The organism is Streptomyces sp. NPDC127117 (genome assembly GCF_042677325.1).
In the GTDB taxonomy this organism is placed as follows: Bacteria; Actinomycetota; Actinomycetes; order Streptomycetales; family Streptomycetaceae; genus Streptomyces.
The window spans coordinates 235717-262070 of record NZ_JBHXTM010000003.1 but is presented as its reverse complement, the minus strand read 5'-3'; the positions used below and the strand labels follow the sequence as shown (position 1 = coordinate 262070).

Sequence of the window (26354 nt, the reverse complement as noted above, 5' to 3'; positions counted from 1 at the left end):
GCGGGATCCAGCCGCGCGGGCGCCCCGGTCACGCGGAGGCCGTCTCCTGGGCGGCTTCGTGGGACAGGAGGAAGTCGGCGATGGTGCCGAGGCCCTCTCCGGTGAGCGAGTTGGTGAGCACCACCGGCCGGCCGTCCCGGACGCGGTGCGCGTCCGACTCCATGACACCGAGGTCGCACCGTACGTAGGGGGCGATGTCCACCTTGTTGATGACGAGCAGTTCGCACTCGGTGATGCCGGGTCCGCGCTTGCGGGGCATCTTGTCACCCTCGGCGGTGTCCAGCACGAACAGGAACAGGTCGACCAGCGCGGGGCTGAAGGTGAGTGTGAGGTTGTCCCCGCCGCTCTCGAAGAGCAGGGTGTCCACCTCGGGGAAGCGCTCCAGGAGTTCGTCCGCGGCCGCCTGGTTCATCGTCGGGTCGTCCCGGACGGCGGTGTGCGGGCAGGCTCCGGTCTCCACACCGACGATCCGCTCGGCGTCGAGGATCCCGGCCAGGGTACGGCGCACATGCGCGGCGTCCTCGGTGGTGAAGATGTCGTTGGTGATGACGGCGGGGGTCCGGCCGCGCTCGATCAGCACCGGGACGAGCGCCTCGATCAGTGCGGTCTTGCCGGAGCCGACCGGTCCGGCGATCCCGACGCGCAGCACGCCGTCCTTCGGCCGCCGCATGAGTTCGTCGTCGTGGTGGTGGTGCCTGGCCTGCATGGGGTCGTGCATGGTGATCCTGTCCGGTGCGGTTCGGTGTGGTGTGGTGTGGTGGAAGGGGTGCGAGGGGGGTTCTAGCTGGCGAACAGCCGTGCCTCGGCCCGCTCGTGGCGGCCGGCCATGACGTCGGCCACCGGGACGCAGCCGCCGATGTCGGGCAGTTCCCGGTCCAGGGCCGCCTCGGCGGTCTCCTCGATGACCGGGGCGGCCCCGTGCAGCACGACCTGCGCCCGGCGGTGGTCGGTGAGCCGCAGCCGCATGGCGGCCCCCACGAAACTGGCCGCGAAGGCGAACAGTTCGCAGGTGACCGCCTGGCGGACGGGCAGCCCGTTGCCGGCGTGGACGACGGCGGCGACGACCGGCTGGCAGCCGCGTACGGCGCCGTCCTGGTACAGGTCCCGGTACCGCTCGATCGGCGCGGTGCCGTAGACCTCGCCGGCCAGGTCCAGCAGCTGCCGCCCGGTGCGGACGGCGGCCTGCCGGGCCTCACGGCCCAGTTTCGTGGCGTGCAGCCGCTGCTCCACGGCCACCACCTCGTCCCAGTCGTCGGCGGTGACCGCACGGTGGGCGAGCGCGAGGGCGGTGGCGTCGGCCGGGCCCACGCTGTGGCGCAGCAGGTCGTGCAGGAGCGCCGGCAGGCCGGACGGGGTGACCGAGCGGGCCTGCTGGAAGCCCTCCAGCCCGTGGGAGAGGGTGTAGTAGCCGCTGGGAAAGGCCGAGTCGGTGAGCTGGAGTCCGGTCAGCAGCGCCGGGATCGGTATCGGGTCGTTCACACCGGGTCTTCCGTTCGGGCGGTCGTCAGACGATGTCGGGCATGCGTCAGACGATGTAGAAGAGGTGGTTGAGCGGAAGCCGCTCGGCCGGCTCGATGGTGGCGGGCTCGCCGTCCACGGTGACCTTGTACGTCTCGGGGTCCACCTCGATGTGCGGCAGCGCGTCGTTGCGCACCATGTGCTGCTTGCCGATGGTCCGGCAGCGCCGCACGGGCTCGATGCGCCGCTGGAGCCCCAGCTCGTCCGGAACCCCGGCGGCGATGGACGCCTGCGACATGAACGTCACCGAGGTGCGCTGCTTGGCCCGGCCGTGGGTGCCGAACATCGGCCGGTAGTACACCGGTTGGGGTGTCGGCAGCGAGGCGTTCGGGTCGCCCATCAGAGCCCAGTTGACCATGCCGCCCTTGATGATCAGCCTGGGCTTGGCGGCGAAGGAGTGGATCGGCCAGAGCACGATGTCGGCGAGCTTGCCCGGCTCCAGGGAACCGATCACGTCCGCGGCGCCGACCGCGGTCGCGGGGTTGATGGTCAGCTTGGCCAGGTACCGCAGGACACGGGCGTTGTCGTTGCGGGAGCTGTCCTCCGCCAGCGGGCCGCGCATCTCCTTGCAGTGGTGCGCCGTCTGGAAGGCCCGGAGGAAGGACTCGCCGACCCGGCCCATGGCCTGGGAGTCGGAGGAGAAGATGCTGATGACCCCGAGGTCGTGGAGTACGGTCTCGGCGGCGATGGTCTCGGCGCGCACCCGGCTGTCGGCGAACGAGACGTCCTCGGGGATGTCGCGGGACAGGTGGTGACAGACCATCACCATGTCCAGCAGCTCGTCCACCGCGTTGACCGTGTAGGGCAGGGTGGGGTTGGTGGAGGCCGGCAGTACGTTGGCCTCGCCCGACACCCGGATGATGTCGGGGGCGTGACCGCCACCGGCGCCCTCGGTGTGGAAGGTGTGGATGGTCCGGCCGTCGATCGCGGAGAGGGTGTCCTCGTAGAAACCCCCCTCGTTGAGGGTGTCCGTGTGGATGGCCATCTGTACGTCGTACTCGTCGGCGACCCGCAGCGCGGTGTCGATCGAGGCGGGGGTGGCGCCCCAGTCCTCGTGCACCTTCAGCCCGGCCGCTCCCGCCTCGACCTGCTCCCGCAGCGCCTCGGGCAGACTGCCGTTGCCCTTGCCGAGCAGCCCCACGTTGACCGGCAGGTCCTCCACGGCCTCCAGCATCCGGTGGATGTTCCAGGGACCGGGGGTGCAGGTGGTGCCGTTGGTTCCGTCGGTGGGTCCGGTGCCGCCGCCGAAGAAGGTGGTGATGCCGTTGGACAGGCCCTCCTGGGCCTGCTGGGGCGCGATGAAGTGGATGTGCGTGTCGACGCCGCCCGCGGTGGCGATGAGGTGCTCGCCGGATATCACCTCGGTGCCGGGGCCGATGACGAGCTTGGGGTCGACGCCGTTCTGGAGATGCGGGTTCCCCGCCTTGCCGACGCCGACGATCAGGCCGCCACGGACCCCGATGTCGCCCTTGACCACGCCGAGGACCGGGTCGAGGACCACGACGTTGGTGATGACGAGGTCCAGTGCGCCCTCGCGGTTGAGCGCGGACGGGTCCTGGGCCATGCCGTCCCGGATGGCCTTGCCGCCCCCGTAGACGGCCTCCTCCCCGTAGGAACCGGCGTTGTGGTCGTACTCGACCTCGACGATCAGGTTGGTGTCGGCCAGGTGGAAACGGTCGCCCACGGTGGGGCCGAACAGATCCGTGTACTGCTTGCGCGGGATGATCGCCATCAGATCCGTTCCTCTTCGTTCTTCTCGGTTCCGGACTCGGGCTGCACGAAGCCGAGTTCCGCTCCGCGGCGGAGCGCGTCGCGCCGGGTGTCCGGGGCGGACAGGCCGCCGTTGACGAGCGCGGCGAAGCCGGTGAGCCGCCCGTTGCCGCCGAAGGCGCAGAGCTCCACCTCGCGGGTGTCGCCGGGCTCGAAGCGCACCGCGGTTCCGGAGGGGATGTCCAGGCGCATGCCGTAGGCGGCCTCGCGGTCGAAGCGCAGGGCGCGGTTGGTCTCGAAGAAGTGGTAGTGGGAGCCGACCTGGACGGCCCGGTCACCGGTGTTGGCGACGGTGAGCCTGGTCCTGGCGCGGTTGGCGTTGATCTCCACGGGGTCGTCCCCGTAGAGGTAGTGAGCTCCGCCCGACATCTGAATCTCCTCTGTGTCCCCTGGGTGTCCCGGACGTCTCAGGCGCTGATCGGGTCGTGGCAGGTGACCAGCTTCGTCCCGTCGACGAAGGCCGTCTCGACCTGGAGGACGGTGAGCATCTCCCGTACACCGGGCATCACGTCGTCGCCCGAGACGACCCTGCGGCCCAGTTCCATGCACTCGGCGACGGTGTGGCCGTCGCGCGCGGCCTCCAGGACGGCCTCGGTGATCAGGGCGGCGGCTTCGCTGTAGTTGAGCTTGGTTCCCCGGTCCCTGCGGCGGCGGGCCAGGTCCGCGACCACATAGACGTGGAGTTTGTCGATTTCCCGCGGTGCGAGGTTCATGACGTCACGTTTGCTTTCTCGAAGATGCGTGTCCGAAGGAGAGCCCGGGGCGGTCCAGAGCCGGACCGGCCGCCAGGAAGAGCCAGGTCGTCACGGTGAACGGCCAGGTGAAGGGGGTTGTGCCGGACGGCTGGGCGAAGGCTTCCCAGGCGGCGGTGAAAGGGACCGAGGCCACGACGGCGAGCGCGGCGTATCCGAAGGTCCATGGGGTGGGCGTCAGGAAGGTGGCGGCCAGCGCGATCGCGCAGAGCACCGCGTTGTAGCCGTACAGCCCCTCGGTGATCCGGTCGACGGGCAGCCCCGCCGCGCAGGCGGTCAGCAGCGCGAGGACGCTGGCGCCCGCCGCTGCGAGGGCCGCGGTCCGGGAGGCGACCAGGAGTCCGGCGAGCAGGATCAGGCCCGCGTACCAGTTGTCCAGGAAGAAGATCTGGCCGATGTTGTTGCAGAGCGCCCGCCCGGCCTCGGCGGCCGTCAGCCCGGTGAACCCCGGGACACGGGCGGCCGCGCCCGCGGTGACCGGGCCGTTCGGCAGCGCGATCGTCAGCGCACCGGCGACCAGGCAGTACGGGGCCGTCAGCACGGGCAGCCCGCGCGGGTCGAGGAAGCGCCCAGCCGCGGTACTGAGCACCGAGCAGACCGCCGCGCCGAGTACGACCAGCACCGCGGTCTGCCACGAGGCGCCGAGCCGTACGACGAGGGCGATGCCGGTCAGGCAACCGCAGTACCCCTGGAGCCCGTTGACCACGCCCTGCCGGTCCGCCCCCAGCAGAACCGCCGCCCCGGCGGACGAGGCGGCGCCGAGCAGACCGTACACACCGATGCGCCAACCGCCGACGAACAGCGCGACGGTGAACAGCAGACCGGCCCAGGGGCTGGAAATGAGCGCGACCTGGGCAACACCGCGCAGTTGCACGAGTCCGGCACGGTAGGAGGACCAGTCCCGCATCTGCATCTGCACCGCCTGTTTCGCTGCGGGCACGTCTTCTCCTTCGAGGACATGACGGACGGGACAACGGCAAATGAAGGCATGCCGAATTACCCCTTTCTCCTGGCACCCCGGAAGAAAGGGACCTTGATCAACAATCTGTTGAGACGGTACGCCCGATAACGGCGCGACAACGGCGCCGAGTTGACGAAACACAATGCGACTGCACGAATACACTCAGACATGTCCACAGATGAGAGGCGTGCCCGCACGACGCCTTGCAGTGTGTTACGGCCTTGTTTCCACGGAAACCTTGGTCAGAGGTTGAACATTTCGTACCTGTTGTTTGACCAATTGCTTGGCCTATCGGGGCAGTTGAGCGGCGTGGGTCCACAATCGGGGACACGAGACGATTCCCCGCTCACGTACGGATTCCGAACCCGGAAATTCCGGGATCAACGGCTCGGTCCCCGGCCGCTTGCGGGCCGGCGTGACGGCGGCGGTCGTCGGCACCCGCCACAACTCGGCCGAACAGCGCGGGTTCCGGGCCAGGAACCGGTGGGAGGGCGTGACGCCCGTAGCGAGAGCGTCTTCAGCGGCGGCACGTGCAAGTTCCTGCCGTCGTACACCCTGAAGACCCGCAAGGACGGCAACCACGACTTCGCCACCGACAACGGCCGGTACAGGGCCGTCCTTTTCAGGGCCAGGGCCGGCGAGGCGCCCGTGCCCGAGAAGTACGTGGGGCAGTGGGTGCCCGAGGGCCAGGCGAAGGACCCGAAGGCCCGGGTCACCGTCGAGCAGGCGAAGACCGGCGAATTCTCCGTCCGGGCTGGGACAACTCCGGACAGAAGCACTGCACTTGGGACACGGCCTGGCCACCCGCGCCTCCTCCTGGCGTTACGGTACGCGGCCGGCGAGGGCGGGCAGGGGGCCGCGATCCAGGTGGAGCCGGAGAATCCCGCATCTGCCGCGGTCGCGCGGCGGGCAGGATTCACCCCCGGCAAGCAGACCCGCAGCAAGGACGGCACACGGTCCGGCCACTACATCCGGGGGCTGCGCGCCGATACCCGGTGACGGCCCTGCTGCCCACAAGTCATCCGCCGGACGGGCCCTAGTCCTCCGGCGGGAAGACGACCTCCCCCGAGTCGGTCAGCGTGATCGTGATCGCCTCGACCGGGCACCCCTCCGCGGCCGCGAGCACCTTCTCGTCGGCGTCGGTCTCCGGGGCCGACGGGCGGGACTGGCGGGCGGTGTCCAGGGCGAAGGCGCCCGGAGCGTGGTTCACACACATCCCGGATCCGATGCAGACCCCTCGGTCGACCTCGACGGCCCAGCGGTCGCCCATCACGCCCCCTCGTATCCGGCCGGCAGGTGGATCATCTTGTGCTCGAAGAACTCGCCGTACCCCTCGGGCCCGAACTCCCGGCCCAGTCCGGAGTTCTTGTACCCGCCGAACGGGCCGAGCATGTCGAGGCTGAAGGTGTTCACGCTGTACGTGCCCGTCCTGACCCGGCGGGCGATGCCGATGCCGCGCTCGGTGTCGGCGGTCCAGACGCTGCCGCTGAGCCCGTAGTCGGAGTCGTTGGCGATCCGTACCGCCTCGTCCTCGTCGCCGTACGGCAGCAGGCAGATGACGGGGCCGAAGATCTCCTCGCGGGCGATCCGCATCGAGTTGTCGACGTCGCCGAAGAGGGTCGGCTCGACGTACCAGCCCCGTTCCTGGGACGCCGGGCGCCCGCCGCCGGTGAGGATCTTGGCGCCCTCGTCCTGCCCGATCCGGATGTAGTCGAGCGAGCGCTGCTGCTGGCGCCGGGCGACCAGGGGGCCGAGTTCGGTGGCCGGGTCGAGCGGGTCGCCGACCTTCAGCGCACCCGCCGCCGCGGCGAACGCCTCGGCCGTCTCGTCGTAGCGGGAGCGCGGCACGAGGATGCGGGTCTGGGCCACGCACGCCTGGCCGTTGATCATCCAGGCGAAGGGGACGATGCCCGCGACAGCGGTGTCCAGATCGGCGTCGGGGAGGATCACGGCGGCGGACTTGCCGCCCAGTTCCAGGGTGACCCGGGTGAGATTGCGGGAGGCGACCTCCATCACCCGGCGCCCGGCGGCCACCGACCCGGTGAACGACACCTTGTCGACGCCGGGGTGCCCGACCAGGTACTCACTGACCTCGCGGTCGGCCGGAAGGATGGAGAGCACGCCCTCCGGCAGCCCGGCATCGGCGGCGATCTCGGCCAGGATGTAGGCGTCCAGCGGCGATTCGGGCGAGACCTTGAGCACGGCGGAGCAGCCGGCCAGCAGCGCGGGCGCCAGCTTGGCGGCGGCGGTGAACTGCGGAACGTTCCACGGCACCACGGCCGCGACCACCCCGACCGGCTCCCGCCGCACCAGCAGCGGCCCGAGGGCCCCGGTCCGCCGCTCCTCGTACGCGAAGTCTCGGGCCACGGTGATCGCCGAGTCCCACACCATCATCGCGGCGAGCGCCTGCACCATGACGCTCGATGTGTACGGGGTGCCGTTCTCCGAGCTGATGACCCGGGCGATCTCCTCGTACCGCACGGCGAACGCGTCCTTGATCCGGGTCACCGCCGCGATCCGCTCGTCCAGGCTCATCCGGGGCCAGGGCCCCTCGTCGAACGCCCGCCGCCCGGCGGCGACGGCCGCGTCGACATCCGCCCGGGAGGCATGCGGCACCCGGCCGATGACCTGCTCGGTATGGGGCGAGACGACCTCGATCACTTCCCGGCCCAGCGGATCGACCAACTCCCCGCCGATGAACAGTTTTCCGTGCTCGACAAGCTCGGTCATGACTGCTGCCTCCCGCGAACCGGTGCGTACCCGACTCAACATCTGACTCTGTGTCAGAACTGATACCAGTTCCAGTTCCAGTAGTCCACGGCCGCGGCAGCACCTACCGGGGCCGACCCGGTCCAGGGCCGAACCATGGGAAAGTTCGACGAGCGGTCGGTGATGGGCCGAAGCGGCCATGAACACCGTTCAACAGCATGGACGGGAGGGGAAGTTCGGCGACGGCACCGAGTCCCGCCATCGTCCGGCACTCATGCACTGCCGCGAGGGACAGCACTCAGGGAGAACCGGGCAGCGCCTCATCCGGGGTGAGCCCCCGGTTCCGCGACAGCACCCCGAACCAGATGGTCGACCGGGGCTACTACTGGAACAAGTTCTCGTTACAGTGGGGGCGACGCACCGGAGCCGCAAGCCGTACGCCGTCCAGAGAGATGGGGACCTCATGACGCAGGTGACCGACCACGGCGGGGGCGTGCACAGCATCAAGGTGCCCATCCCGGACAATCCGCTCGGCCACACCCTCGTGCACGTCCTGGACACCGATCGGGGTCCGGTGCTGATCGACACCGGGTGGGACGATCCCGAGGCGTGGGACACGCTCGGGGCCGGACTCGCCGCCGTCGGTACGGAGATGGCCGACATCCACGGTGTGGTCATCACCCACCACCACCCCGACCACCACGGGCTCTCCGGTCAGGTGCGCGAGGCCTCCGGGGCCTGGATCGCCATGCACGCGGCGGACACCGCGATCGTGCGCCGCACCCGGGAGAACGAACCCGGCAGGTGGCTGACGTATCTCGCGGCAAAGCTCACCGCGGTCGGTGCGCCCGAGGAGCACCTCGCGCCGTTGCGGGCCGCCGCGGCCGGCGGGGGCAGGATGCGGACGCTGCCGGGGCTGCGGGCCGCGCTTCCGGACCGGGAGATCGTGCCCGGTGAGCTGCTCGACCTGGCGGGGCGCAGGCTGCGGGCGATCTGGACGCCGGGGCATACGCCCGGGCATGTCTGCCTGCACCTGGAGGAGGAGCACCCGGGCAATCTGCCGGGGCGGGGACGGCTCTTCTCGGGGGACCATCTGCTGCCGGGGATCAGCCCGCACATCGGGCTGTACGAGGACCCGGACGACGCCACGGTCACCGACCCCCTCGGCGACTACCTCGACTCGCTGGAGCGGATCGGCAGGCTCGGGGCCGCCGAGGTGCTGCCCGCCCATCAGTACGCCTTCACCGATGCGGCGGGGCGCGTACGGGAGCTTCTCGGGCACCACGAGGAGCGGCTGACCGGGCTGCTCGGGCTGCTGGCGGAGCCACTGACGCCGTGGGAGCTGGCCGAGCGGATGGAGTGGAACCGGCCGTGGGAGCAGATCCCGCACGGCTCCCGGAACATAGCCGTCTCGGAGGCGGAGGCGCATCTGCGGCGGCTGGTGAAGCTCGGGCGCGCGGAGGCGGTGCCGGGGAGCGAGCCGGTGACGTACGTCGCGGTGTGAGTGGCAGGTGACGTACGTCGCGGTGTCAGTGACGAGTGGCATACGTCGCGGTGTCAGTGACAGGTGACCTACGTCGCGGTGTGAGGTGGCAGGTGATCTACGTCGCGGTGTCAGTGACGAGTGGCATGCGTCGCGGTGTGCGTGCCGTATGTCGCGGTGTGCGTGGTGGCGGGGTGTGTGGTGGCGGGGTGTGTGGTGGCGCGTACGTGAGTGGTGGCGCGTACCTCCCGGTGTGACCGGGGGCGCTTCTCCCGGCCCGGAACTCGGCCGGCGCCGCCCGGTAGAGTGTGCGGGTCGTCATCATGCCCGTTCAGGGGGAAGCCGGTGCGAATCCGGCACTGACCACGCAGCCGTGAACCGTCTTCGCAGGCGGTGAGTCGGAATGCCCTGTCCGCGGTCGTGACCGGCTCGCACCACCGGATCCCCCGGTGGTCGGCACCGTCGAGGTATACGGAGCCGGAGCCTGGTGCCTGAGCGTGCCTGTGCCCGGTTCACCCCGCAGGAGAGGCCCCGCCCGCCATGACCGTACGTCGCAGCGCAGCAACGCTCGCCGCCACCGCCGCCGTGCTCTGCGCGGCCGCTGCGCCGGTCGCGGTGGCAGCGCCGTCCCCGTCGCCCTCGCCGTCCGTCGCGCTGCCGTCCGGGCTGTACGGCACGAAGGACCCCACCTACGACGGTGTGTGGCGGCAGTCACTGGCCTTCCTCGCCCAACGGCTCGAAGGGGTCACCCCGGCCGCGAAGTCGGTGGACTGGCTGATCGGCCAGCAGTGCGCCGACGGCTCCTACGCCGCGTACCGGCCCGATGCCGCCAAGCCGTGCGACGCCAAGACGGTGCGGGACACCAATGCCACCGCGGCCGCCGCCCAGGCGCTGGTCGAGGTCGGCGGGCACCGCGAGACCGTGAACAACTCGGTGCGCTGGCTGAAGTCCGTACAGAACGAGGACGGCGGCTGGGGCTACACCGCGGGCGCGCCCAGTGACGCCAACTCCACCTCCCTGGTGATCGGCGCCCTCGCCCGTCAGGGGCAGCGGCTCGCCGACATCACGACCCCCGGCGGCAAGACCCCCTACGACCCGCTGCTCGCCCTCGCCATCCCATGCGGCGGCAAGGACGGCGGCGCCTTCGCCTACCAGCCCGACAAGAAGGGCGGGCTCGCCGCGAACGCGGACGCCACCGCGGCCGCCGTGCTCGGCACGATGGGCAAGGCCCTGGCCGTCGGGAACAACGCCGCGGGCAAGGCGCCCACCTGCCGGCCCGGTTCCGGACTCACTCCCGAGCAGGCCGCCCAGAACGGCGCCCACTACCTCACCGGCGCCCTCGCCGGCACCGGTCACCTGAACCTGGCGCCGATGCCCGGTGCCACCGACACCACCCCGCAGCCCGACTTCGGCAACACCGCGGACGCGGTCGTCGCGCTCTCCGCGTCCGGCCACCAGGACAAGGCGGCCTCAGCCGTCGACTGGCTGAAGAAGAACTCCACGGAGTGGGCCGGACAGAACGGCCCCGCCGCCTACGCCCAGCTGATCCTGGCCGCCCACGCGACCGGCAACAACGCCCGGGACTTCGGCGGCGTCGACCTGGTCGCCCGGCTCAACGCGGCCGGCCCCGAGCCCGCCTCCGTCGTGACGCCCGACCCGTCCGCCGACACCGGGTACGAGGCCACGGAGAAGGACCAGGTCCACAGCGGCGACGACGTGATCGGGGGCGTGTGGTGGTACATCGGCATCGGCCTGGTCCTCGCGGCCATCGCGTTCTTCCTGATCAGCGGTCGCCGGAAGAACAGGCAGCCGTGAGGCGCGCGGGGCGGACCACCGCGCTGCTGGTGGTCCTGGGCGCCGTCCTGGCCGTGCTCGGCGCCGGACCGGCCCAGGCGGCCGGGTACCGGTACTGGTCGTTCTGGGAGGGCTCCGGCTCCGGCTGGACGTACGCCACCCAGGGCCCGTCACTGGTCCGGCCGGACGACGGGGCGGTGCAGGGCTTCCGGTTCTCGGTCAGCGAGGACTCCCAGGACTCGGCGAAGCCGCGCCGCGCCCCGGAGTTCACGGAGATCTGCGCGGACACCCCGGCCAAGGACGGCACCAAGCGGATCGCGCTCGTCATCGACCCGGGCACGGCGGCGGACGCCCCGGCCGGTGAGACACCGCCCGCGCCGCGCACCGCGTGCGCGCGGGTCAAACCGGACGCGAGCGCCGCGGAGGCGCTCGCCTCGGTGGCGAAGCCGCTGCGCTACAACAGCGACGCGATGCTCTGTGCCATCACCGGCTACCCGGGCTCGGGCTGCGGCGAACAGGTCTCCGGCGACGGGAACGGCACACCCGCCGCGTCCGCCCCCGCGTCACCGGCCGGGTCCGCGGCCTCCAGCGCCTCGGGCGGCTCGGGCGGCGGCCCGTCCGCCGGGGTGCTCGTCGGCGTCGGCGCCGTGCTCCTCCTCGGCATCGCCGCGGTCGTGCAGGCCCGCCGCCGCCGCGGATGACCGCCCGGACCGGCGGCACGGCCCCGGGCCGTGTCCACGAAGTCCCGGCCGGCTCGCGAGGCCCGGCTCGCCGCCGTCCGCTGCGCGCGCCCGCGGCGAGCCGGAGCAACGCCCTGCCCGCCGGGGCCTGGTGGCTGTGGGCCCTCGGCCTGGCCACCGCCGCGTCCCGGACCACCAATCCGCTGCTGCTGGGGCTGCTGGTGGGGGTGGCCGGTTACGTCGTGGCCGCTCGCCGCACGGACGCACCGTGGGCCCGCTCGTACGGGGCGTTCATCCGGATCGGGCTGTTCGTCGTCGGTGTGCGGCTGGTCTTCTCCGTCTTCCTCGGTTCGCCGATCCCCGGTACGCACACGGTGTTCACGCTCCCCGAAGTGCCGCTGCCCGAGTGGGCGCAGGGGGTCAGGCTCGGTGGCCGGGTCACCGCCGAGCAGTTGGTCTTCGCGCTGTACGACGGGGCGAAGCTGGCCACCCTGCTGATCTGTATCGGTGCGGCGAACTCGCTCGCCAACCCGGCCCGGCTGCTGAAGTCGCTGCCCGGCGCACTGTACGAGGCGGGCGTCGCGGTCGTCGTCGCGATGACGTTCGCGCCGAACATGGTCGCCGATGTGATGCGGCTGCGCACCGCACGACGGCTGCGGGGCCGTCCGACCGGCGGCCTCAAGGCGGTCCTCCAGATCGGGCTGCCGGTCCTGGAGGGCGCGTTGGAGCGTTCGGTCGCGGTGGCCGCGTCGATGGACGCGCGCGGCTACGGGCGCACCGCCCAGGTCCCGCCCGGCGTCCGCCGCACCACGAACCTCCTCACGCTCGGCGGGCTGCTCGGGGTGTGCGCCGGTACGTACGCGCTGCTGGCCGCGCAGGGTGCCGTGTACGGGGTGCCGCTGCTGATCGCCGGGCTCGTCGCCGCGCTGGCCGGGCTGCGGCTCGGCGGGGCCCGCTCGGTCCGTACCCGCTACCGGCCCGACCGGTGGGGTGTGCGGGCCTGGCTGGTGACGGGTTCGGGGGTCGCGGTGGCGGTGGCGATGATCTGGGCGGGCGGTGCCTACGGGGAGGCGCTGCACCCGGGGGTCGTGCCGCTGACCGCGCCGGTGCTTCCGCTGTGGCCCGCGGCGGCCGTGCTGATCGGGCTGCTGCCCGCGGTGGTGGCGCCGGTGCCGCCGCCGGTGGGTGCGCCGGTGGGTGCGCCGGTGGGTGCGCCGGTGGGTGCGCCGGTGGGTGCGCCGAATTCCAAGGAGATCCAGTGATCCGGTTCGAGCAGGTCTCGGTGCGTTACGAGGGGACCGGGCGCCCCACCCTGTCCGGGGTCGATCTGACCGTCCCCGAGGGCGAGCTGGTGCTGCTCGTCGGCCCGTCCGGGGTCGGCAAGTCGACACTGCTGGGTGCCGTTTCCGGTCTGGTGCCGCATTTCACCGGCGGCACGCTGAGTGGCCGGGTCACGGTCGACGGCCGCGACACCCGTACCCACAAGCCGCGCGAACTCGCGGATCTGGTCGGCACGGTGGGCCAGGACCCGCTCTCCCACTTCGTCACCGACACGGTCGAGGACGAGCTGGCGTACGGCATGGAGTCACTGGGCCTGGCCCCGGACGTGATGCGGCGGCGGGTCGAGGAGACCCTGGACCTGCTGGGGCTGGCCGAGCTGCGCGACCGGCCGATCTCCACGCTCTCCGGCGGCCAGCAGCAGCGGGTCGCGATCGGTTCCGTCCTCACCCCGCACCCGAAGGTCCTGGTCCTCGACGAGCCGACGTCCGCACTGGACCCGGCGGCGGCCGAGGACGTCCTCGCCGTGCTGCAACGGCTGGTGCACGACCTGGGTACGACGGTCCTGATGGCGGAGCACCGGCTGGAGCGGGTGGTGCAGTACGCGGACCGGGTCGTGCTGCTGCCGTCGCCGGGCGCCGCCCCGGTCATGGGCGCGCCCGCGGACATCATGGCCGTCTCCCCGGTACGCCCGCCGGTCGTCGCGCTGGGCCGGCTGGCGGGGTGGGAGCCGCTGCCGCTCTCGGTCCGCGATGCCCGGCGCCGGGCGGCGGACCTGCGCGAACGGCTCGCATCCGTGCGACCGCCCGCCCCGGAGCCGCTGACCGCTCCCCCGCTCGCACCCGTCGCCCCCTCCCCCGTACGGCGCGGCGTCCTGGACCGGCTGCTGGGCCGCGGCGCGCGGAGCGCCGCCGTGCCCGAGCCGGCCGCCGATGTCACGGCCCGGGTCGAGCGGCTCGGCGTACGGCGGGGGCGCGTCGAAGCGCTGCGCCGGGTGACGCTGGCCGTCGCCCCGGGCGAGACCGTGGCCCTGATGGGCCGCAATGGCGCGGGCAAGTCCACCCTGCTGGCCACCCTCGTCGGCATGGTCGAGCCCACCACCGGCACCGTCCTCGTCGGCGGCCGGACCCCGCACCTGACCCAGCCGCGCGAGATGGTGCGCCGGGTCGGGCTCGTACCGCAGGAACCGCGCGATCTGCTGTACGCGGACAGCGTCGCCGCCGAGTGCGCCGCGGCGGACAGTGATGCGTGCGCCGCCCCCGGCAGCTGCCGGGCCCTGGTCTCCGAGCTGCTGCCCGATGTGCCGGACGACACACATCCGCGCGATCTCTCCGAGGGTCAGCGCCTCGCGCTCGCCCTGGCCGTCGTGCTCACCGCACGGCCCCCGCTGCTGCTCCTGGACGAGCCGACCCGTGGCCTGGACTACGCGGCGAAGGCCCGGCTGATCGGGGTGTTGCGCGGCCTCGCGGCCGACGGCCATGCGATCGTGCTGGCCACGCACGATGTGGAGCTCGCCGCCGAGCTGGCGCACCGGGTGGTGATCCTCGCCGACGGGGAGGTCGTCGCGGACGGCGAGACCCGGCAGGTGGTGGTCTCGTCCCCGGCGTTCGCCCCGCAGACCGCGAAGATCCTCGCCCCGCAGGAGTGGCTGACCGTGGCGCAGGTGCGCGCCGCGCTGGGAGACCCGTCGTGAGCGGGCGCCGGGTGAGAGCGGTACGGCTCGGGCCGCGGGCGATCGCCGCGCTCGTCCTCATCAGCGTGATCGGGGTGGCCGCGTTCGGCTGGCCGCTGCTCGCCGGTCCCGGCTCCGGCCTCGCACACTCCCAGGACGCGCCGTGGCTGTTCGCCGCGCTGCTGCCGTTGCTGGTCGGGGTGGTCGTGGCGACGATCGCGGACGACGGCCTCGACGCGAAGGCGGTCGCCATGCTGGGGGTGCTGGCCGCGGTCGGCGCGGCCCTGCGGCCGCTGGGGGCGGGCACGGCGGGGCTGGAGCCGATGTTCTTCCTGATGGTGCTGAGCGGCCGGGTGCTCGGGCCGGGCTTCGGCTTCGTGCTCGGTTCGGTGACCATGTTCGCGTCCGCGCTGCTCACCGGCGGGGTCGGGCCGTGGATGCCGTTCCAGATGCTGTCGATGGGCTGGTTCGCGATGGGCGCGGGCCTGCTGCCGGGCCCGGACCGGCTGCGCGGGCGGCCCGAGTCGCTGATGCTCGCGGGCTACGGATTCGTGGCGTCGTTCGGGTACGGCACGGTGATGAACCTGTACGGCTGGACGATCGTGCCCCCGGCCGGCTCGGGGGTCTCGTTCCACGCGGGCGACCCGCTGACGGACAACCTGGTCCGCTTCCTCGCCTACTGTCTGGCCACCTCGCTCGGCTGGGACCTGGGCCGGGCGGCCCTCACCGCGGTGCTGACCCTGGCCGTCGGTCCGGCGCTGCTGAAGGCACTGCGCCGGGCCACCCGCCGCGCCAACTTCGAGGCCCAGGTCACATTTGACGCTCCCCGCGAGTGAGGACTCCCACAGGACCTTGGTCCTCCACTATGCGGGGCAGTAGTCGCTTCCCCGGGCGTACGGCCCGCTGAGCGGCCCCGCCGAGCTGCGACGGCACGGCGGGGGCGGCCGGGGGCCGGCCGGGCCCTCCGGATCCTGGTACGAGGCGGGCTCGTACCAGGGGTCGTTGCCACGGTCGAAAGCCGCCGCTAACACTGGACGAGTCGCCGAGCACCGCCGGGTCCGCCGAACCGGACCGCGGTCGACGAAGCCCGGTCCACCCGCACGACCGCACCATCCGGACCGGCAAGCGACTCCCCCGTACCCGACGTTAGGTCTCTCTGTGTCGTTCGCCCGTAGCATCCTCGCCAAGCCCCGCACCGCCCGCCGCAAGTCCGCCGTCGCCGGCGCCGCCGTACTCCTCGGCGCCACCGGCCTGGGCCTCGGCGTCACCCCGGCCATGGCCGCACCGGCCGCCGCGCCGACGTCCGTCGCGGGGAGCGCGCAGGCCACGGCGAAGGCGATGATCGGCAACGCCGCGCAGTTCCAGTGCTTCAGCAACATCGTCCAGCACGAGAGCGGCTGGAACCACACCGCCACCAACGCCTCCTCCGGCGCCTACGGTCTGGTGCAGGCCCTGCCCGGCTCGAAGATGGCCTCCGCCGGTGCCGACTGGCAGACCAACCCCACCACCCAGATCAAGTGGGGCATGGACTACATGAAGTCCCGCTACGGCAGCCCGTGCGGCGCCTGGTCGTTCTGGCAGGCCAACCACTGGTACTGAGCCGGCATCCCCGACGCCCGTACGACGGCCCCGACCACCGGTCGGGGCCGTCGTCGTGCCCGGCCCCGGCCCCGTCCCGGCCACCCGCCCGAGCGAACAGCGCACTTGATATCACTTGGGCAACTTAATTACCTGTTAGTCCATTTAGGCGCATTTAGCGCGCCCATCCTTTCCCAGCGGCCACCGGCGCGTTGTCACTCTCGTGGAACCACGTGAATTCTGGGAGCGGAACACCGTCCTGGCGGAAGCTTTCTGCGCCAGCGACGAACGCATGCGCCGGGCACAGGCGCTGCTGGACGAGACACAGGCGGAGCGGAGCAGGACGCTGGCCGCCTTCGCCGTCACGGTCGGTGACGACGGCTCGATCGCGGACTTGATGGGCCTCAACGAGCGCGAGGTGCGATTAGCTCGACGCACGGTCGGCCGCAGTGACGCGCGATCCCTTGCCGAAAAGCTCCTGAACCGGACCCCGCCGACGGCGGGCGAACCGGCGGGGCCGCCGTCCGCCCCGCCGGAACGCCCCCTGCCGCACCCGGCCGAGGAGACCCCCGCGCCGCCGCCGGACGCACCGCAGCCCGTCCCGTCCCGGGCACCGGCCGTGACCGCGCCCCCCATTCCGGCCACGCCCCCGGTGTCGGCTCCGGCCCCGGCAACCACCGGGGTCCTGGCCTACATCCCGGCGCCGTCCCCGCCGGTCGAGGTGGACAACACCGTCACCTGGTCGCCGAGCATGGACTCCGTGCTGCTGTGGAGCTGGGAATCCGGCCTCGATCTGCAGACGGTGGCCGCCGAACTCGGCCTGGACGTAAGAGCACTGCTGATCCGCGTGCAGGAACTCGCCAACGACGGGCTGCTCACGCTCGCGACCCCGGTCGCGGACGTCGGCCGGTCCGGGCGGCACCGCCGCCACCACGAAGAGGGTTACGCGGCGCTGTTCAGCCCCACCGCCACCTTCCCCACCCACGTGCCGTACTGAGCACGCACCCCGTCGCTCCGGCGACGCGGCCCCGGCCGGACGCCCGGCCGGGGTTCACCCCGCACCGTCCGCCCTCACGGGCCCGCCGCTCAGCGCCGCGCGGCCACCGTGTCGAACCAGCGGACGATCTCCGGCCCCGACTTCATGTACGTCGTGTTGTGGTCGGCCCGCCCCTGGTCGACGACGGGGGCGTCGACGCCCCGGGCGGCCAGATCGGCGGCGCAGTTGCGGGCGTTGGCGATCGGGACGTCGGTGTCGCCGGACGAGGAGTACAGCCGTACCGGAACGTCCGGCTTCCAGGCGCAGTTGCCGTCCTGGGCGCGCGCCGCCTCCAGCAGGCCGCCGGTGGGGTGCTGGAGCCGGCGGTAGTAGTCGTCGGTGAGCAGCTCCTTGAGCGTCGCGGGCAGCGCCGGGATGATCTCCTCCTCGGTGTGGCCGGTGTCGAAGAGACCGTCGACGATGTCCGCGTACGGCTTCCGGAACGCCTCGGAGGGGTCCTTGTAGAGCGGGTGCAGTCTGCTCTGCGCGGTGAGGTAGTACGACATGTAGAAGACGGCGCTGATGTCGTTGACCCGGCCGTCGAACAGGGCGGGCGTCTCCGCGTGTTCGATGTCGTAGGGGCCCGACACGGGGGCGAGCGCCCGGAGTCCGAAGTGCCGGTCCACGCCGCCGTCGAGCGCCTTGCCCAGGGCCATCGCGACCTGGCCGCCCTGGGAGAAGCCACTGGCGTACACATCCCCGGTGAGCGGCCGGCCCAGGCGCTGTGCGGCGGTGCGTGCGGCCCGCAGCATGTCGACGGAGGCGGTGACGGAGGACTTGGTGTCCATGTACGGGTGACGCCCGGGCCCCTTGCCCAGGCCCAGGTAGTCGGGTGCGGCGACGGCACGGCCCGCCGAGGCGTGCAGGTAGGGGGCGAAGCGGCCGAAGTCCTCGCCGACGGAGGGTGCGTAGTCGCGGTGGGCCATGGTGCCGTGGGTGTCGGAGACCAGGTCGAGCCGGTGGGGGCCGCCCTTGGGCAGGGCGAGGAGGCCGGTCGCGGTGGTGGGTGCGCCCTGCGGGGTGACGGTGCGGTAGGTGAGGCGGTAGCCGCGCAGTCCGTGGCGGACGGTGGTGGTGTCCATGCCGCCCGAGGCCAGGAACCGGGCGACGTCCGCGCGGTCGAGGTCGGCCACGGGGGTGATGCCCAGCAGGGTTCCCCTGCCGTGCGCGGTGTACGGGTCCGGCGCCCCGGCGGGCTGTTGTGCGGCGGGCTGCCGGGCGGTGGGCTGCTGGGCCACGGCCGGTGCGACGCCGAGGGCGGCGAGGACCATCGCCGCGGCGGTCGCCGTCGTCCGGCGGGCGATGCGTCGCCGCCTGTGTGAAGTCGGGTACCCCGCACGGCTGTTGTCGTTTTCCATGGCTGTGACGCTATGCGCCGGCGCGCCGCGCCGACATCGGCGTGGGCCCCCGGCCCGGGGTGCACCTGGCAACACCCCGGGCCGGGGGCTCACCCTCCGGGGCCCCGGTACGACGCCCGGTTCAGAGCCGCTGGATGATCGTCCCGGTCGCCAGCGCGCCGCCCGCGCACATTGTGATGAGCGCGAACTCCTTGTCCCGGCGCTCCAGTTCGTGCAGTGCCGTGGTGATCAGCCGGGCCCCGGTGGCGCCCACGGGGTGGCCGAGCGCGATGGCGCCGCCGTTGACGTTGACCTTCTCCAGGTCCTGCTCGAAGACCTGGGCCCAGCTGAGCACCACGGACGCGAAGGCCTCGTTGATCTCGACGATGTCGATGTCCTTGAGCGACATCCCGGCCTTCCCGAGCACCGCACGGGTCGCGTCGATCGGCCCGTCCAGGTGGAAGTGCGGGTCGGAGCCGACCAGGGCCTGGGCGACGATCCGGGCACGCGGCTTGAGCTTGAGGGCGCGCGCCATCCGCTTGGAGGCCCACATGATCGCGCAGGCGCCGTCGGAGATCTGCGAGGAGTTGCCCGCGGTGTGGATGGCGGTGGGCATGACCGGCTTGAGCCGGCCGAGCCCCTCCATGGTGGTGTCGCGCAGCCCTTCGTCCCGGTCGACCAGGCGCCACATACCCTGACCGGCCGCCTGCTCCTCCTCGGTGGTCGGCACCTGGACGGCGTACGTCTCCCGTTTGAACCGTTCCTCGGCCCAGGCGACGGCGGCCCGTTCCTGCGAGATCAGCCCGAGCGAGTCGACGTTCTCCCGGGTCAGTCCGCGCCTGCGGGCGATGCGCTCGGCGGCCTCGAACTGGTTGGGCAGGTCCACGTTCCACTCGTCGGGCCAGGGCTTTCCCGGTCCGTGCTTGGAACCGCTGCCCAGCGGCACCCGCGACATGGCCTCGACGCCGCAGCTGATGCCGACGTCGATGACTCCGGCCGCGATCATGTTGGCCACCATGTGGGAGGCCTGCTGCGAGGAACCGCACTGGCAGTCCACGGTGGTGGCGGCGGTCTCGTACGGCAGTCCCACGGCGAGCCAGGCGTTGCGGGCCGGGTTCATGGACTGTTCCCCGGCGTGGGTGACGGTGCCGCCGACGATCTGTTCGACGCAGTCGGCGTGGATGCCGGTGCGGCCGAGGAGTTCTCGGTAGGTCTCGCCCAGCAGATAGCCGGGATGCAGATTGGCGAGCGCGCCCGAGCGCTTGCCGATGGGGGTGCGTACGGCTTCGACGATGACGGGTTCCGCGGCCATGAGCTCGTCCTCTCCTCGCACATCCGCAGGGGCGTCCCGGCGCCCACGGATGGAACTAGTACGCGTTCTAGTTCTGCAAGCAGTCTTATGAGGCTTACCCCCGGTACGCAAGAGTGCTGCACGCACCTTGCGCCCGCTTCATACCGACCCCACTCACTCTTCACGCAACAGAACGGACCGCCTCTCTTGCCAGTTGTAGAACTCGTTACTACCTTTCCGTCAACTTCTGATGGGTCGTCAGGCAACGTCCGGGCGGCCCTCGGACCGACCTGGAGCTGCCGATGTCCTGCCCCCATCTGCCCGAAGGGTTCGACTTCACCGATCCCGATCTGCTCCAAGCCCGCATTCCGCACCCGGAGTTCGCCCGGATGCGGCAGACCGCACCGGTCTGGTGGTGCGCCCAGCCGGCCGGCATCTCCGGTTTCGACGACGAGGGCTACTGGGTCGTCACCCGGCATGCGGATGTCAAGTACGTCTCCACCCACCCCGAGCTGTTCTCCTCCAACATCAACACCGCGGTCATCCGCTTCAACGAGTCGATCAGCCGGGACCAGATCGAGGTCCAGAAACTGATCATGCTGAACATGGACCCGCCCGAGCACACCCGGGTCCGCCAGATCGTCCAGCGGGGCTTCACTCCCCGGGCGGTCCGCTCCCTGGAGCAGGCGCTGCGCAGCCGCGCCCGTTCGATCGTCGAGACCGCGCTCGCCTCCGCCGACGAGAACGGATCCTTCGACTTCGTCACCAATATCGCCGTCGAGCTGCCGCTCCAGGCGATCGCGGAACTCATCGGCGTACCGCAGGAGGACCGGTCCAAGCTCTTCGACTGGTCCAACAAGATGGCCGCGTACGACGATCCCGAGTACGCGATCACCGAGGAGGTCGGCACCGAGGCGGCCATGGAGATCGTCTCGTACTCGATGAATCTGGCGGCCGCCCGCAAGGAGTGCCCGGCCAAGGACATCGTCTCCCAACTGGTCGCCGCGGAGGGCCAGGGCAACCTCTCCTCCGACGAGTTCGGCTTCTTCGTGATCCTGCTGGCGGTGGCCGGAAACGAGACCACCCGCAACGCCATCAGCCACGGCATGCACGCCTTCCTCAGCCACCCCGACCAGTGGGAGCTCTACAAGCGCGAGCGCCCGGAGACGACCGCCGAGGAGATCGTCCGCTGGGCGACCCCGGTGGTCTCCTTCCAGCGGACCGCCACCCAGGACACCGAACTGGGCGGGCAGCGGATCAAGAAGGGCGACCGGGTCGGGCTGTTCTACTCGTCGGCCAACAACGACCCCGAGGTCTTCGACCACCCGGAGACCTTCGACATCACCCGTGATCCCAACCCGCACCTGGGATTCGGCGGCGGCGGTCCGCACTTCTGCCTCGGCAAGTCCCTCGCCGTGATGGAGATCAACCTGATCTTCAACGCGATCGCGGACGTACTGCCCGATCTGCGGCTGGTCGGTGATCCGCGGCGGCTGCGCTCGGCGTGGCTCAACGGGATCAAGCAGCTTCAGGTCAGCAGTGCGGGGGCGTCCGGTGTCTCCGATGCCTCCGGATCCGGGGCTTCCTCCGGGAGCTGACCTTCTGCCGTCCGTGTGCCGGCCTGCTGCCGTCCGTGTGCCGGCCCGCTGCCGTCCGTGCCCGGAGACGCGCCTCCCGCCGAACCCCCGCGCGGGAGGCGCACAACAGCGCGAGGATCATGGCGGGCATGCACGCCCTGCTCTCCGCCTTCGCGCCCATCTGGATGCTCACCGCGATCGGTTACGCGGTCGGCCGCAGCGGTCTGCTCGGCGCGCAGGCGGAGGCCGTGCTCGGCCGGTTCGTCTTCCATGTGGCCATGCCCGCCGCCCTGTTCACCATGGTCTCCGGGTCGCGGCTGAACACCTTCGCCAACTCCTCGATGGTGGCCTTCGCCGCAGGTACGGCGCTGGTCTGCGGGCTCGGGTTCCTGGCGTCCGGCCGGCTCTTCGGCCGGGGCACGGCGGACCGGGCGATCGGCAGCATGGCATCGGGTTACGTCAACTCCGCCAACCTCGGCATACCGGTGGCGGTCCAGGTGCTCGGTGACGCGTCGTTCGTCGCCCAGATCATCCTGTTCCAGGTCCTGTTGGTCTCCCCGGTGATCCTCTCGCTGCTGGACTCGGGGACAGGGACGGGAGCGGGGGCAGAGGCAGGGACGGGGAGATGGGCGAAGCCGGGTTCCGGGAAGGCGGTCGTGTTCCGGCGGATGCTGACCATGCCGGTCCGCAATCCCATCATCATGGCCTCGTTGCTCGGAGTGGCCGTCTCCGCGCTCGGACTGCGGCTGCCGCACGCGCTGGCCCACTCCTGCGATCTGCTCGGCGCCGCCGCCGTACCGACGGCGCTGATCACGCTGGGTCTGTCCCTGAACGCCCGCCCGGCCGCCGACGATTCGCCGGAGCTGTCGCGGATGACGGACCGTCCGGCGCTCGCCGGGCACACGGTGCGCGCCGGGCACACGGTGCGCGCCGGGCGCACGGTGCGCACTGAGGTCGTCGTGGCGGTGGCACTCAAGACACTGGTCCAGCCCCTGATCGCGCTCGCCGTCGGCGGCCCGCTGCTGCATCTGCCGGAGCACCAACTGCTCGCCGTGGTGCTCTGCTCGGCGCTGCCGACCGCTCAGAACGCCTTCATCTACGCCCAGCAGTACGGCCTGGACACCCGGGTGGCCCGCAATGCCGTGGTGGCCTCGACGGTGGTCTCCATGGCCACGCTCTCCGTCGCCACCTGGGCCCTGGGTACGACCGGCTCCTGAGCCGTTCGAGTGGCGGACCCGGGCCGATGGGCGGATGCTGGTCAGGCGGCGATCCACGCCGAAGGGGTGCCAGGACGATGTGTTCGTCCCGGCACCCCTTCGGCCCTTTCGCAGCCCGTTTCCCGGCCCTTTCGCGGGCCCGTGGCTCAGTGCTGCCTGCTGCCCACCGCATCACCCGTCGCTTCGTCCGTGGACCTCGGAACGGGCACCGGCACCGACCGCTCCAGGTCGTCCCGCGGCTTCGCCGCCGTCGGTACGGCCCCCGGCCGCAGCGCCCGCGGCCCGGCCAGCACGTACGCGAGTCCGAAGCCGAGCAGGACCACGGCCGCTCCGCCCACCGCGTCCAGCACCCAGTGATTGGCGGTGGCGACGATCGCGGAGACCGTGAAGAGCGGGTGCAGCAGACCCAGCGCCTTCATCCACATCTTCGGGGCCAGCATGACGACGACCACCCCGCACCAGAGCGACCAGCCGAAGTGCAGCGAAGGCATCGCCGCGTACTGGTTGGTCATCGCGGTCAGGCTCCCGTAGTCCGGCTTCGCGAAGTCCTGGACGCCGTGGACCGTGTCGATGAAGCCGAGCCCCGGCATCAGGCGCGGCGGGGCCAGCGGGTAGAGCCAGAAGCCGACCAGCGCGAACACGGTGGCGAAGCCGATGGTGCTGCGGGCCCAGCGGTAGTCGGCGGGACGTCGTACGTAGAGCACACCGAGGATCGTCAGCGGCACGATGAAGTGGAACGTCGTGTAGTAGTAGTCGAAGAAGCCGCGCAGCCACCCGACGTTCACGACCGCGTGGTTGACCCGGTGCTCGATGTCGATGTGCAGCCACCGCTCGATGGCGTGGATCTGGTGGCCGTGCTGCTCGGCGGTGGCGCGGCCGGCCGTCGCCGCGAGCCTGACATGGGCGTACGCGGAGTACACGACCCTGATCAGGAGCAGTTCCAGCAGCAGGTTGGGCCGGCTCAGCGCCCGCCGCCGGAACGGCAGCAGCGGGACACGGTTCCAGCGGGCCGGGGCCGGGGCGGCGTGATCCGTGGGGATCGGGTGCTGCCAGTGCTCCGAGGTGCGCGGCAGGAACGGCACGGCGCAGGCCGCGGCGAGCGCGGCGATCAGCAGCACGTTGTCGCGCACGGGGAAGAGGACCGCCATGTTCGGCAGCAGCATCGTCCCCGGCAGCGTGATGACGAGGACCACGACCGCGGGCCAGACCAGCCGGTCGGAGGCCCGCCTCCCGACCCGGCCGACCACGGCGAGCAGCACCCACAGCAACTGGTGCTGCCAGGCGGTCGGCGAGACGGCGACGGCGACGCAGCCGGTCACCGCGACGGCGAGGAGCAGCTGCCCGTCGGCCGCGTACCGGGCCGCGCGGCGCAGCCCCAGGAAGCAGACGACGGCCGCCAGCACCACGAACAGCGCGATCTCCGGCGGGCCGGCGAGACCGGACCGGAGCAGCGCGCCGTGCAGGGACTGGTTGGCGAGGCTGTCCGCGTTGCCGCCGAGCCCGGTGCCCGCGACGTGGTGCACCCAGTACGTCCACGAGTCGCCCGGCATCGCGGCCCAGGCCCACGCCGTGCAGGCGGCGAACGTGGCGCCGCCGGTCAGCGCGGCCCGTCTGCGTCCGGTCAGCCACAGCAGTACGGCGAAGAGCAGCACGGTCGGCTGGAGTGCGGCCGCCGATCCGATCAGGACGCCCGAGGCGCGTTCCCCCCGGACCACGAAACAGCCCAGCAGCACCAGCAGGACCGGCAGGATGCTGGTCTGCCCCAGGTGGAACGCGTTGCGGACCGGCAGCGAGAGCATCAGCAGGCTGATCGCGACGGGCGCGGCCAGCAGCGCGGTGCGACGGGACACCGGTCCGGGCAGCGCACGGGCGGCGACGACGCCCAGCGTGGCGACGAGCAGCAGCGAACCGAAGGTCCAGGCGACGCCCAGGCTCTGCTCCGCCGTTCGGGTCAGCGGTTTCAGCACCAGCCCGGCGAACGGGGTGCCGGTGAACCGGTCGCTGTCGTACAGCGACCCCGCCACATGCAGGACACCGTTCTCGCCGATCCAGGTCTCCAGATCGGTGAGCCGCTCGCCCGGCGGCTGCCACAGAACCACCGCCATCTGCCGTACGGCCAGGGCGGCCACGATCAGCCAGAGCAGAACACGGGCAGCCCCGGTCCTCGCCCCCGTCGCCGCATCTCCGCGCACACTGTGTTCCACGTTCGCCACGCTGCGCCGGCCCTCCCGCCGTTCCGGTGCCCGTCCCTCGATCCGGGCATGCTGCTGAAACCATGGCATTACGCAATGAGATAGACCCAATCCGCCCTTCCTTCGCCTGACCGTCACCCCTTTTTCATCCGAAAAGATGCCCAGCCGGACATTCGGATCCGAGTGCGGGCTGTCGGCCTGCGTGCGTGCCTGTCTGTGCGCCTGCCTGCCTGCCTGCCTGCCTGCCTGCCTGCCCGAACGTGAACCGGAACCGGATTCACGGCGCGTACGTCCTCCCCCGTGTTGTCGATCACGTTGTCGTTCACGGGGGAGTCGGACGGAACATGCGGTGCACAGGGGTGAAGCGGAGTGCGCGGGGCGCCCGGGACGAGGGGCGCGGGTGGTTGGCGCGCGCCCTGTCGCTGCTGCTGATGCTGGTGTCGCTGCAACTGGGGTCGCTGATCAGCCCGGCGTACGCCTGCGGCTGCGGGGCGATGGTCCCGGGCAAGGACTCCCAGGTCTCGGTCGACCGGGAGACATCGGTGGTGGACTGGGACGGCCGGACCGAGCAGATCGTCATGCGCCTCACGGTGCGCGGGAACGCCCCCGAGGCGGCCTGGATCATGCCGGTGCCGAACCGCGCGAGCGTGGAACTCGGTGATTCCGGTCTCTTCTCCGAGCTGTCCGCCATCACCGCGCCGGAACATGTGACCAGGCATTACTTCTGGCCCCGCTCCCACGACTGGCCGTTCTCCGACTCCGGCAATGTCGGGGACGGGGCCGCCGCTCCATGGGCCGGGGCGCCGTCCGTCGAGGTGGTCGGCCGGGAACGGCTCGGCCCCTTCGACGTGGCGAGGCTGGCCGCGACCGACCCCCAGGCACTGGAGCAGTGGCTGGAGGAAAACGGCTTCGACCTGCCCGACCGGCTGGCGACCGCGCTGAAGCCCTACGTCGACCAGAAGTGGGAGTACGTCGCGATCCGCCTCGCTCCCCGGGAGAGCAGCACTCCGCTGGTCGGCACGCTCGACCCGCTGCGGCTGCGCTTCGCCAGCGACCGGCTGGTCTACCCGATGCGGCTGTCGAAGCTCGCCTCGACGCCCCAGCAGCTCGGCCTGTACATCCTCGCCCCGCACCGGATGGAGCCGCGCGGCCCGATCGGCGGCGATGCGCCGGAGGTGACGTACGCGGGCAGGATCGATCCCCGGTCGGCGGCGGACGACACGGACGCGCTCGAAAAGCTGACGGGAGCGGATCCGGTGTTCCTCACCGCCATCGAGCAGTCCTTCCCGCATCCGGAGCGGATCGACGGCGATCACCAGTTGCGCGCGACCGCCGACGACACCCCGTACCGGACGAAGGTGTATGAGAACCGGCTGCTGACCGTGGGCGACATCCCCGTCTGGGTGCTGTCGCTGCTCGCGGCCGCGCTGGTGGCGGCCACCGCGGTACTGCTGCTGGTGCTGCGGGCCCGGCGACCGCGTCCCGTACCGGTGGGTTGAGCGCCAAGGA

Annotated in this window: 23 protein-coding genes and 1 riboswitch; of the genes, 12 read left to right on the top strand and 11 right to left on the bottom strand. The window is 71.6% G+C overall.

All coding sequences use genetic code 11. From position 1 onward, the window contains the following. Window positions 1-28: 28 nt before the first annotated feature. From ureG to ACFVH0_RS04675, 6 genes are all read right to left on the bottom strand, one after another. Window positions 29-670, bottom strand: coding sequence for an urease accessory protein UreG (gene ureG, locus ACFVH0_RS04700; RefSeq protein ID WP_124718496.1), 642 nt, complete (start codon window positions 668-670; stop codon window positions 29-31). 110 nt (window positions 671-780) lie between these two features. Then, on the bottom strand, window positions 781-1479 hold the full coding sequence (locus ACFVH0_RS04695) for an urease accessory protein UreF (protein WP_385818003.1): 699 nt from the start codon (window positions 1477-1479) through the stop codon (window positions 781-783). Window positions 1480-1525: 46 nt separating this feature from the next. After that, window positions 1526-3250 carry an urease subunit alpha gene (gene ureC / locus ACFVH0_RS04690; RefSeq protein WP_385818002.1) on the bottom strand — a complete coding sequence of 575 codons (1725 nt, stop codon included), beginning with the start codon at window positions 3248-3250 and terminating at the stop codon, window positions 1526-1528. Continuing rightward, window positions 3250-3657, bottom strand: a complete 408-nt coding sequence (locus ACFVH0_RS04685; RefSeq protein WP_385818001.1) for an urease subunit beta — start codon at window positions 3655-3657, stop codon at window positions 3250-3252. The genes ureC and ACFVH0_RS04685 overlap by 1 nt, the downstream gene beginning before the upstream one ends. Before the next feature lie 38 nt (window positions 3658-3695). Beyond that, the gene (locus tag ACFVH0_RS04680) at window positions 3696-4001 is read right to left on the bottom strand and encodes an urease subunit gamma (protein WP_266419767.1); all 306 of its coding nucleotides are present in this window, start codon (window positions 3999-4001) and stop codon (window positions 3696-3698) included. A 4-nt stretch (window positions 4002-4005) separates the two neighbouring features. Next, window positions 4006-4980 carry an urea transporter gene (locus ACFVH0_RS04675; protein WP_385818000.1) on the bottom strand — a complete coding sequence of 325 codons (975 nt, stop codon included), beginning with the start codon at window positions 4978-4980 and terminating at the stop codon, window positions 4006-4008. A gap of 504 nt (window positions 4981-5484) precedes the next feature. Here ACFVH0_RS04675 and ACFVH0_RS04670 point away from each other — a divergent pair. Further along, complete coding sequence (locus ACFVH0_RS04670) at window positions 5485-6000, top strand: hypothetical protein (RefSeq protein ID WP_385817999.1); 516 nt, start codon at window positions 5485-5487, stop codon at window positions 5998-6000. A gap of 37 nt (window positions 6001-6037) precedes the next feature. On the opposite strand, the gene ACFVH0_RS04665 is transcribed toward ACFVH0_RS04670, so the two are convergent. Beyond that, window positions 6038-6271 (bottom strand): ferredoxin, encoded by a 234-nt coding sequence (locus ACFVH0_RS04665; protein WP_385817998.1) that lies wholly within the window; start codon window positions 6269-6271, stop codon window positions 6038-6040. Then, complete coding sequence (locus ACFVH0_RS04660; protein WP_385817997.1) at window positions 6271-7731, bottom strand: aldehyde dehydrogenase; 1461 nt, start codon at window positions 7729-7731, stop codon at window positions 6271-6273. Before ACFVH0_RS04660 ends, ACFVH0_RS04665 begins: the two co-directional genes overlap by 1 nt. A gap of 442 nt (window positions 7732-8173) precedes the next feature. Between ACFVH0_RS04660 and ACFVH0_RS04655 the strand changes: the two genes are divergently transcribed. The 8 genes from ACFVH0_RS04655 to ACFVH0_RS04620 all read left to right on the top strand — a co-directional run bounded on the left by ACFVH0_RS04655 (window position 8174) and on the right by ACFVH0_RS04620 (window position 17192). Next, window positions 8174-9214 (top strand): MBL fold metallo-hydrolase, encoded by a 1041-nt coding sequence (locus ACFVH0_RS04655; RefSeq protein ID WP_385817996.1) that lies wholly within the window; start codon window positions 8174-8176, stop codon window positions 9212-9214. A gap of 274 nt (window positions 9215-9488) precedes the next feature. Beyond that, window positions 9489-9624: riboswitch (cobalamin riboswitch) on the top strand. Between the two features lie 109 nt (window positions 9625-9733). Continuing rightward, entirely contained in the window at window positions 9734-11008 is a 1275-nt protein-coding gene (locus tag ACFVH0_RS04650) for a prenyltransferase/squalene oxidase repeat-containing protein (protein WP_385817995.1), read from the top strand. Beyond that, window positions 11005-11688 carry an SCO2322 family protein gene (locus ACFVH0_RS04645; protein ID WP_385817994.1) on the top strand — a complete coding sequence of 228 codons (684 nt, stop codon included), beginning with the start codon at window positions 11005-11007 and terminating at the stop codon, window positions 11686-11688. The genes ACFVH0_RS04650 and ACFVH0_RS04645 overlap by 4 nt, the downstream gene beginning before the upstream one ends. Continuing rightward, window positions 11685-12929, top strand: a complete 1245-nt coding sequence (locus tag ACFVH0_RS04640) for an energy-coupling factor transporter transmembrane component T (RefSeq protein ID WP_385817993.1) — start codon at window positions 11685-11687, stop codon at window positions 12927-12929. The genes ACFVH0_RS04645 and ACFVH0_RS04640 overlap by 4 nt, the downstream gene beginning before the upstream one ends. Then, entirely contained in the window at window positions 12926-14638 is a 1713-nt protein-coding gene (locus ACFVH0_RS04635) for an ABC transporter ATP-binding protein (protein WP_385817992.1), read from the top strand. The genes ACFVH0_RS04640 and ACFVH0_RS04635 overlap by 4 nt, the downstream gene beginning before the upstream one ends. Then, window positions 14635-15453, top strand: a complete 819-nt coding sequence (locus ACFVH0_RS04630; RefSeq protein WP_385817991.1) for an ECF transporter S component — start codon at window positions 14635-14637, stop codon at window positions 15451-15453. Before ACFVH0_RS04635 ends, ACFVH0_RS04630 begins: the two co-directional genes overlap by 4 nt. Before the next feature lie 322 nt (window positions 15454-15775). Continuing rightward, window positions 15776-16216 (top strand): transglycosylase SLT domain-containing protein, encoded by a 441-nt coding sequence (locus ACFVH0_RS04625; protein WP_385817989.1) that lies wholly within the window; start codon window positions 15776-15778, stop codon window positions 16214-16216. Between the two features lie 202 nt (window positions 16217-16418). Next, the gene (locus tag ACFVH0_RS04620; RefSeq protein ID WP_385817988.1) at window positions 16419-17192 is read left to right on the top strand and encodes a hypothetical protein; all 774 of its coding nucleotides are present in this window, start codon (window positions 16419-16421) and stop codon (window positions 17190-17192) included. 89 nt (window positions 17193-17281) lie between these two features. Here the strand turns inward: ACFVH0_RS04620 and ACFVH0_RS04615 are convergent, their stop codons facing one another. Further along, the gene (locus ACFVH0_RS04615; protein ID WP_385817987.1) at window positions 17282-18589 is read right to left on the bottom strand and encodes an alpha/beta hydrolase; all 1308 of its coding nucleotides are present in this window, start codon (window positions 18587-18589) and stop codon (window positions 17282-17284) included. A gap of 121 nt (window positions 18590-18710) precedes the next feature. After that, entirely contained in the window at window positions 18711-19880 is a 1170-nt protein-coding gene (locus ACFVH0_RS04610; RefSeq protein WP_385817986.1) for a steroid 3-ketoacyl-CoA thiolase, read from the bottom strand. Between the two features lie 281 nt (window positions 19881-20161). Between ACFVH0_RS04610 and ACFVH0_RS04605 the strand changes: the two genes are divergently transcribed. Together ACFVH0_RS04605 and ACFVH0_RS04600 are read left to right on the top strand one after the other, a co-directional pair. Then, window positions 20162-21457: a cytochrome P450 gene (locus ACFVH0_RS04605; protein ID WP_385817985.1), complete on the top strand. Its 1296-nt coding sequence runs from the start codon at window positions 20162-20164 to the stop codon at window positions 21455-21457. A gap of 119 nt (window positions 21458-21576) precedes the next feature. Continuing rightward, window positions 21577-22653: an AEC family transporter gene (locus ACFVH0_RS04600; protein ID WP_385817984.1), complete on the top strand. Its 1077-nt coding sequence runs from the start codon at window positions 21577-21579 to the stop codon at window positions 22651-22653. 146 nt (window positions 22654-22799) lie between these two features. On the opposite strand, the gene ACFVH0_RS04595 is transcribed toward ACFVH0_RS04600, so the two are convergent. After that, the gene (locus ACFVH0_RS04595; RefSeq protein WP_385818068.1) at window positions 22800-24797 is read right to left on the bottom strand and encodes a bifunctional glycosyltransferase 87/phosphatase PAP2 family protein; all 1998 of its coding nucleotides are present in this window, start codon (window positions 24795-24797) and stop codon (window positions 22800-22802) included. Between the two features lie 479 nt (window positions 24798-25276). On the opposite strand from ACFVH0_RS04595, the gene ACFVH0_RS04590 reads away from it, so the two are divergent. Beyond that, entirely contained in the window at window positions 25277-26344 is a 1068-nt protein-coding gene (locus ACFVH0_RS04590; protein WP_385818067.1) for a DUF2330 domain-containing protein, read from the top strand. Window positions 26345-26354: the final 10 nt, after the last annotated feature.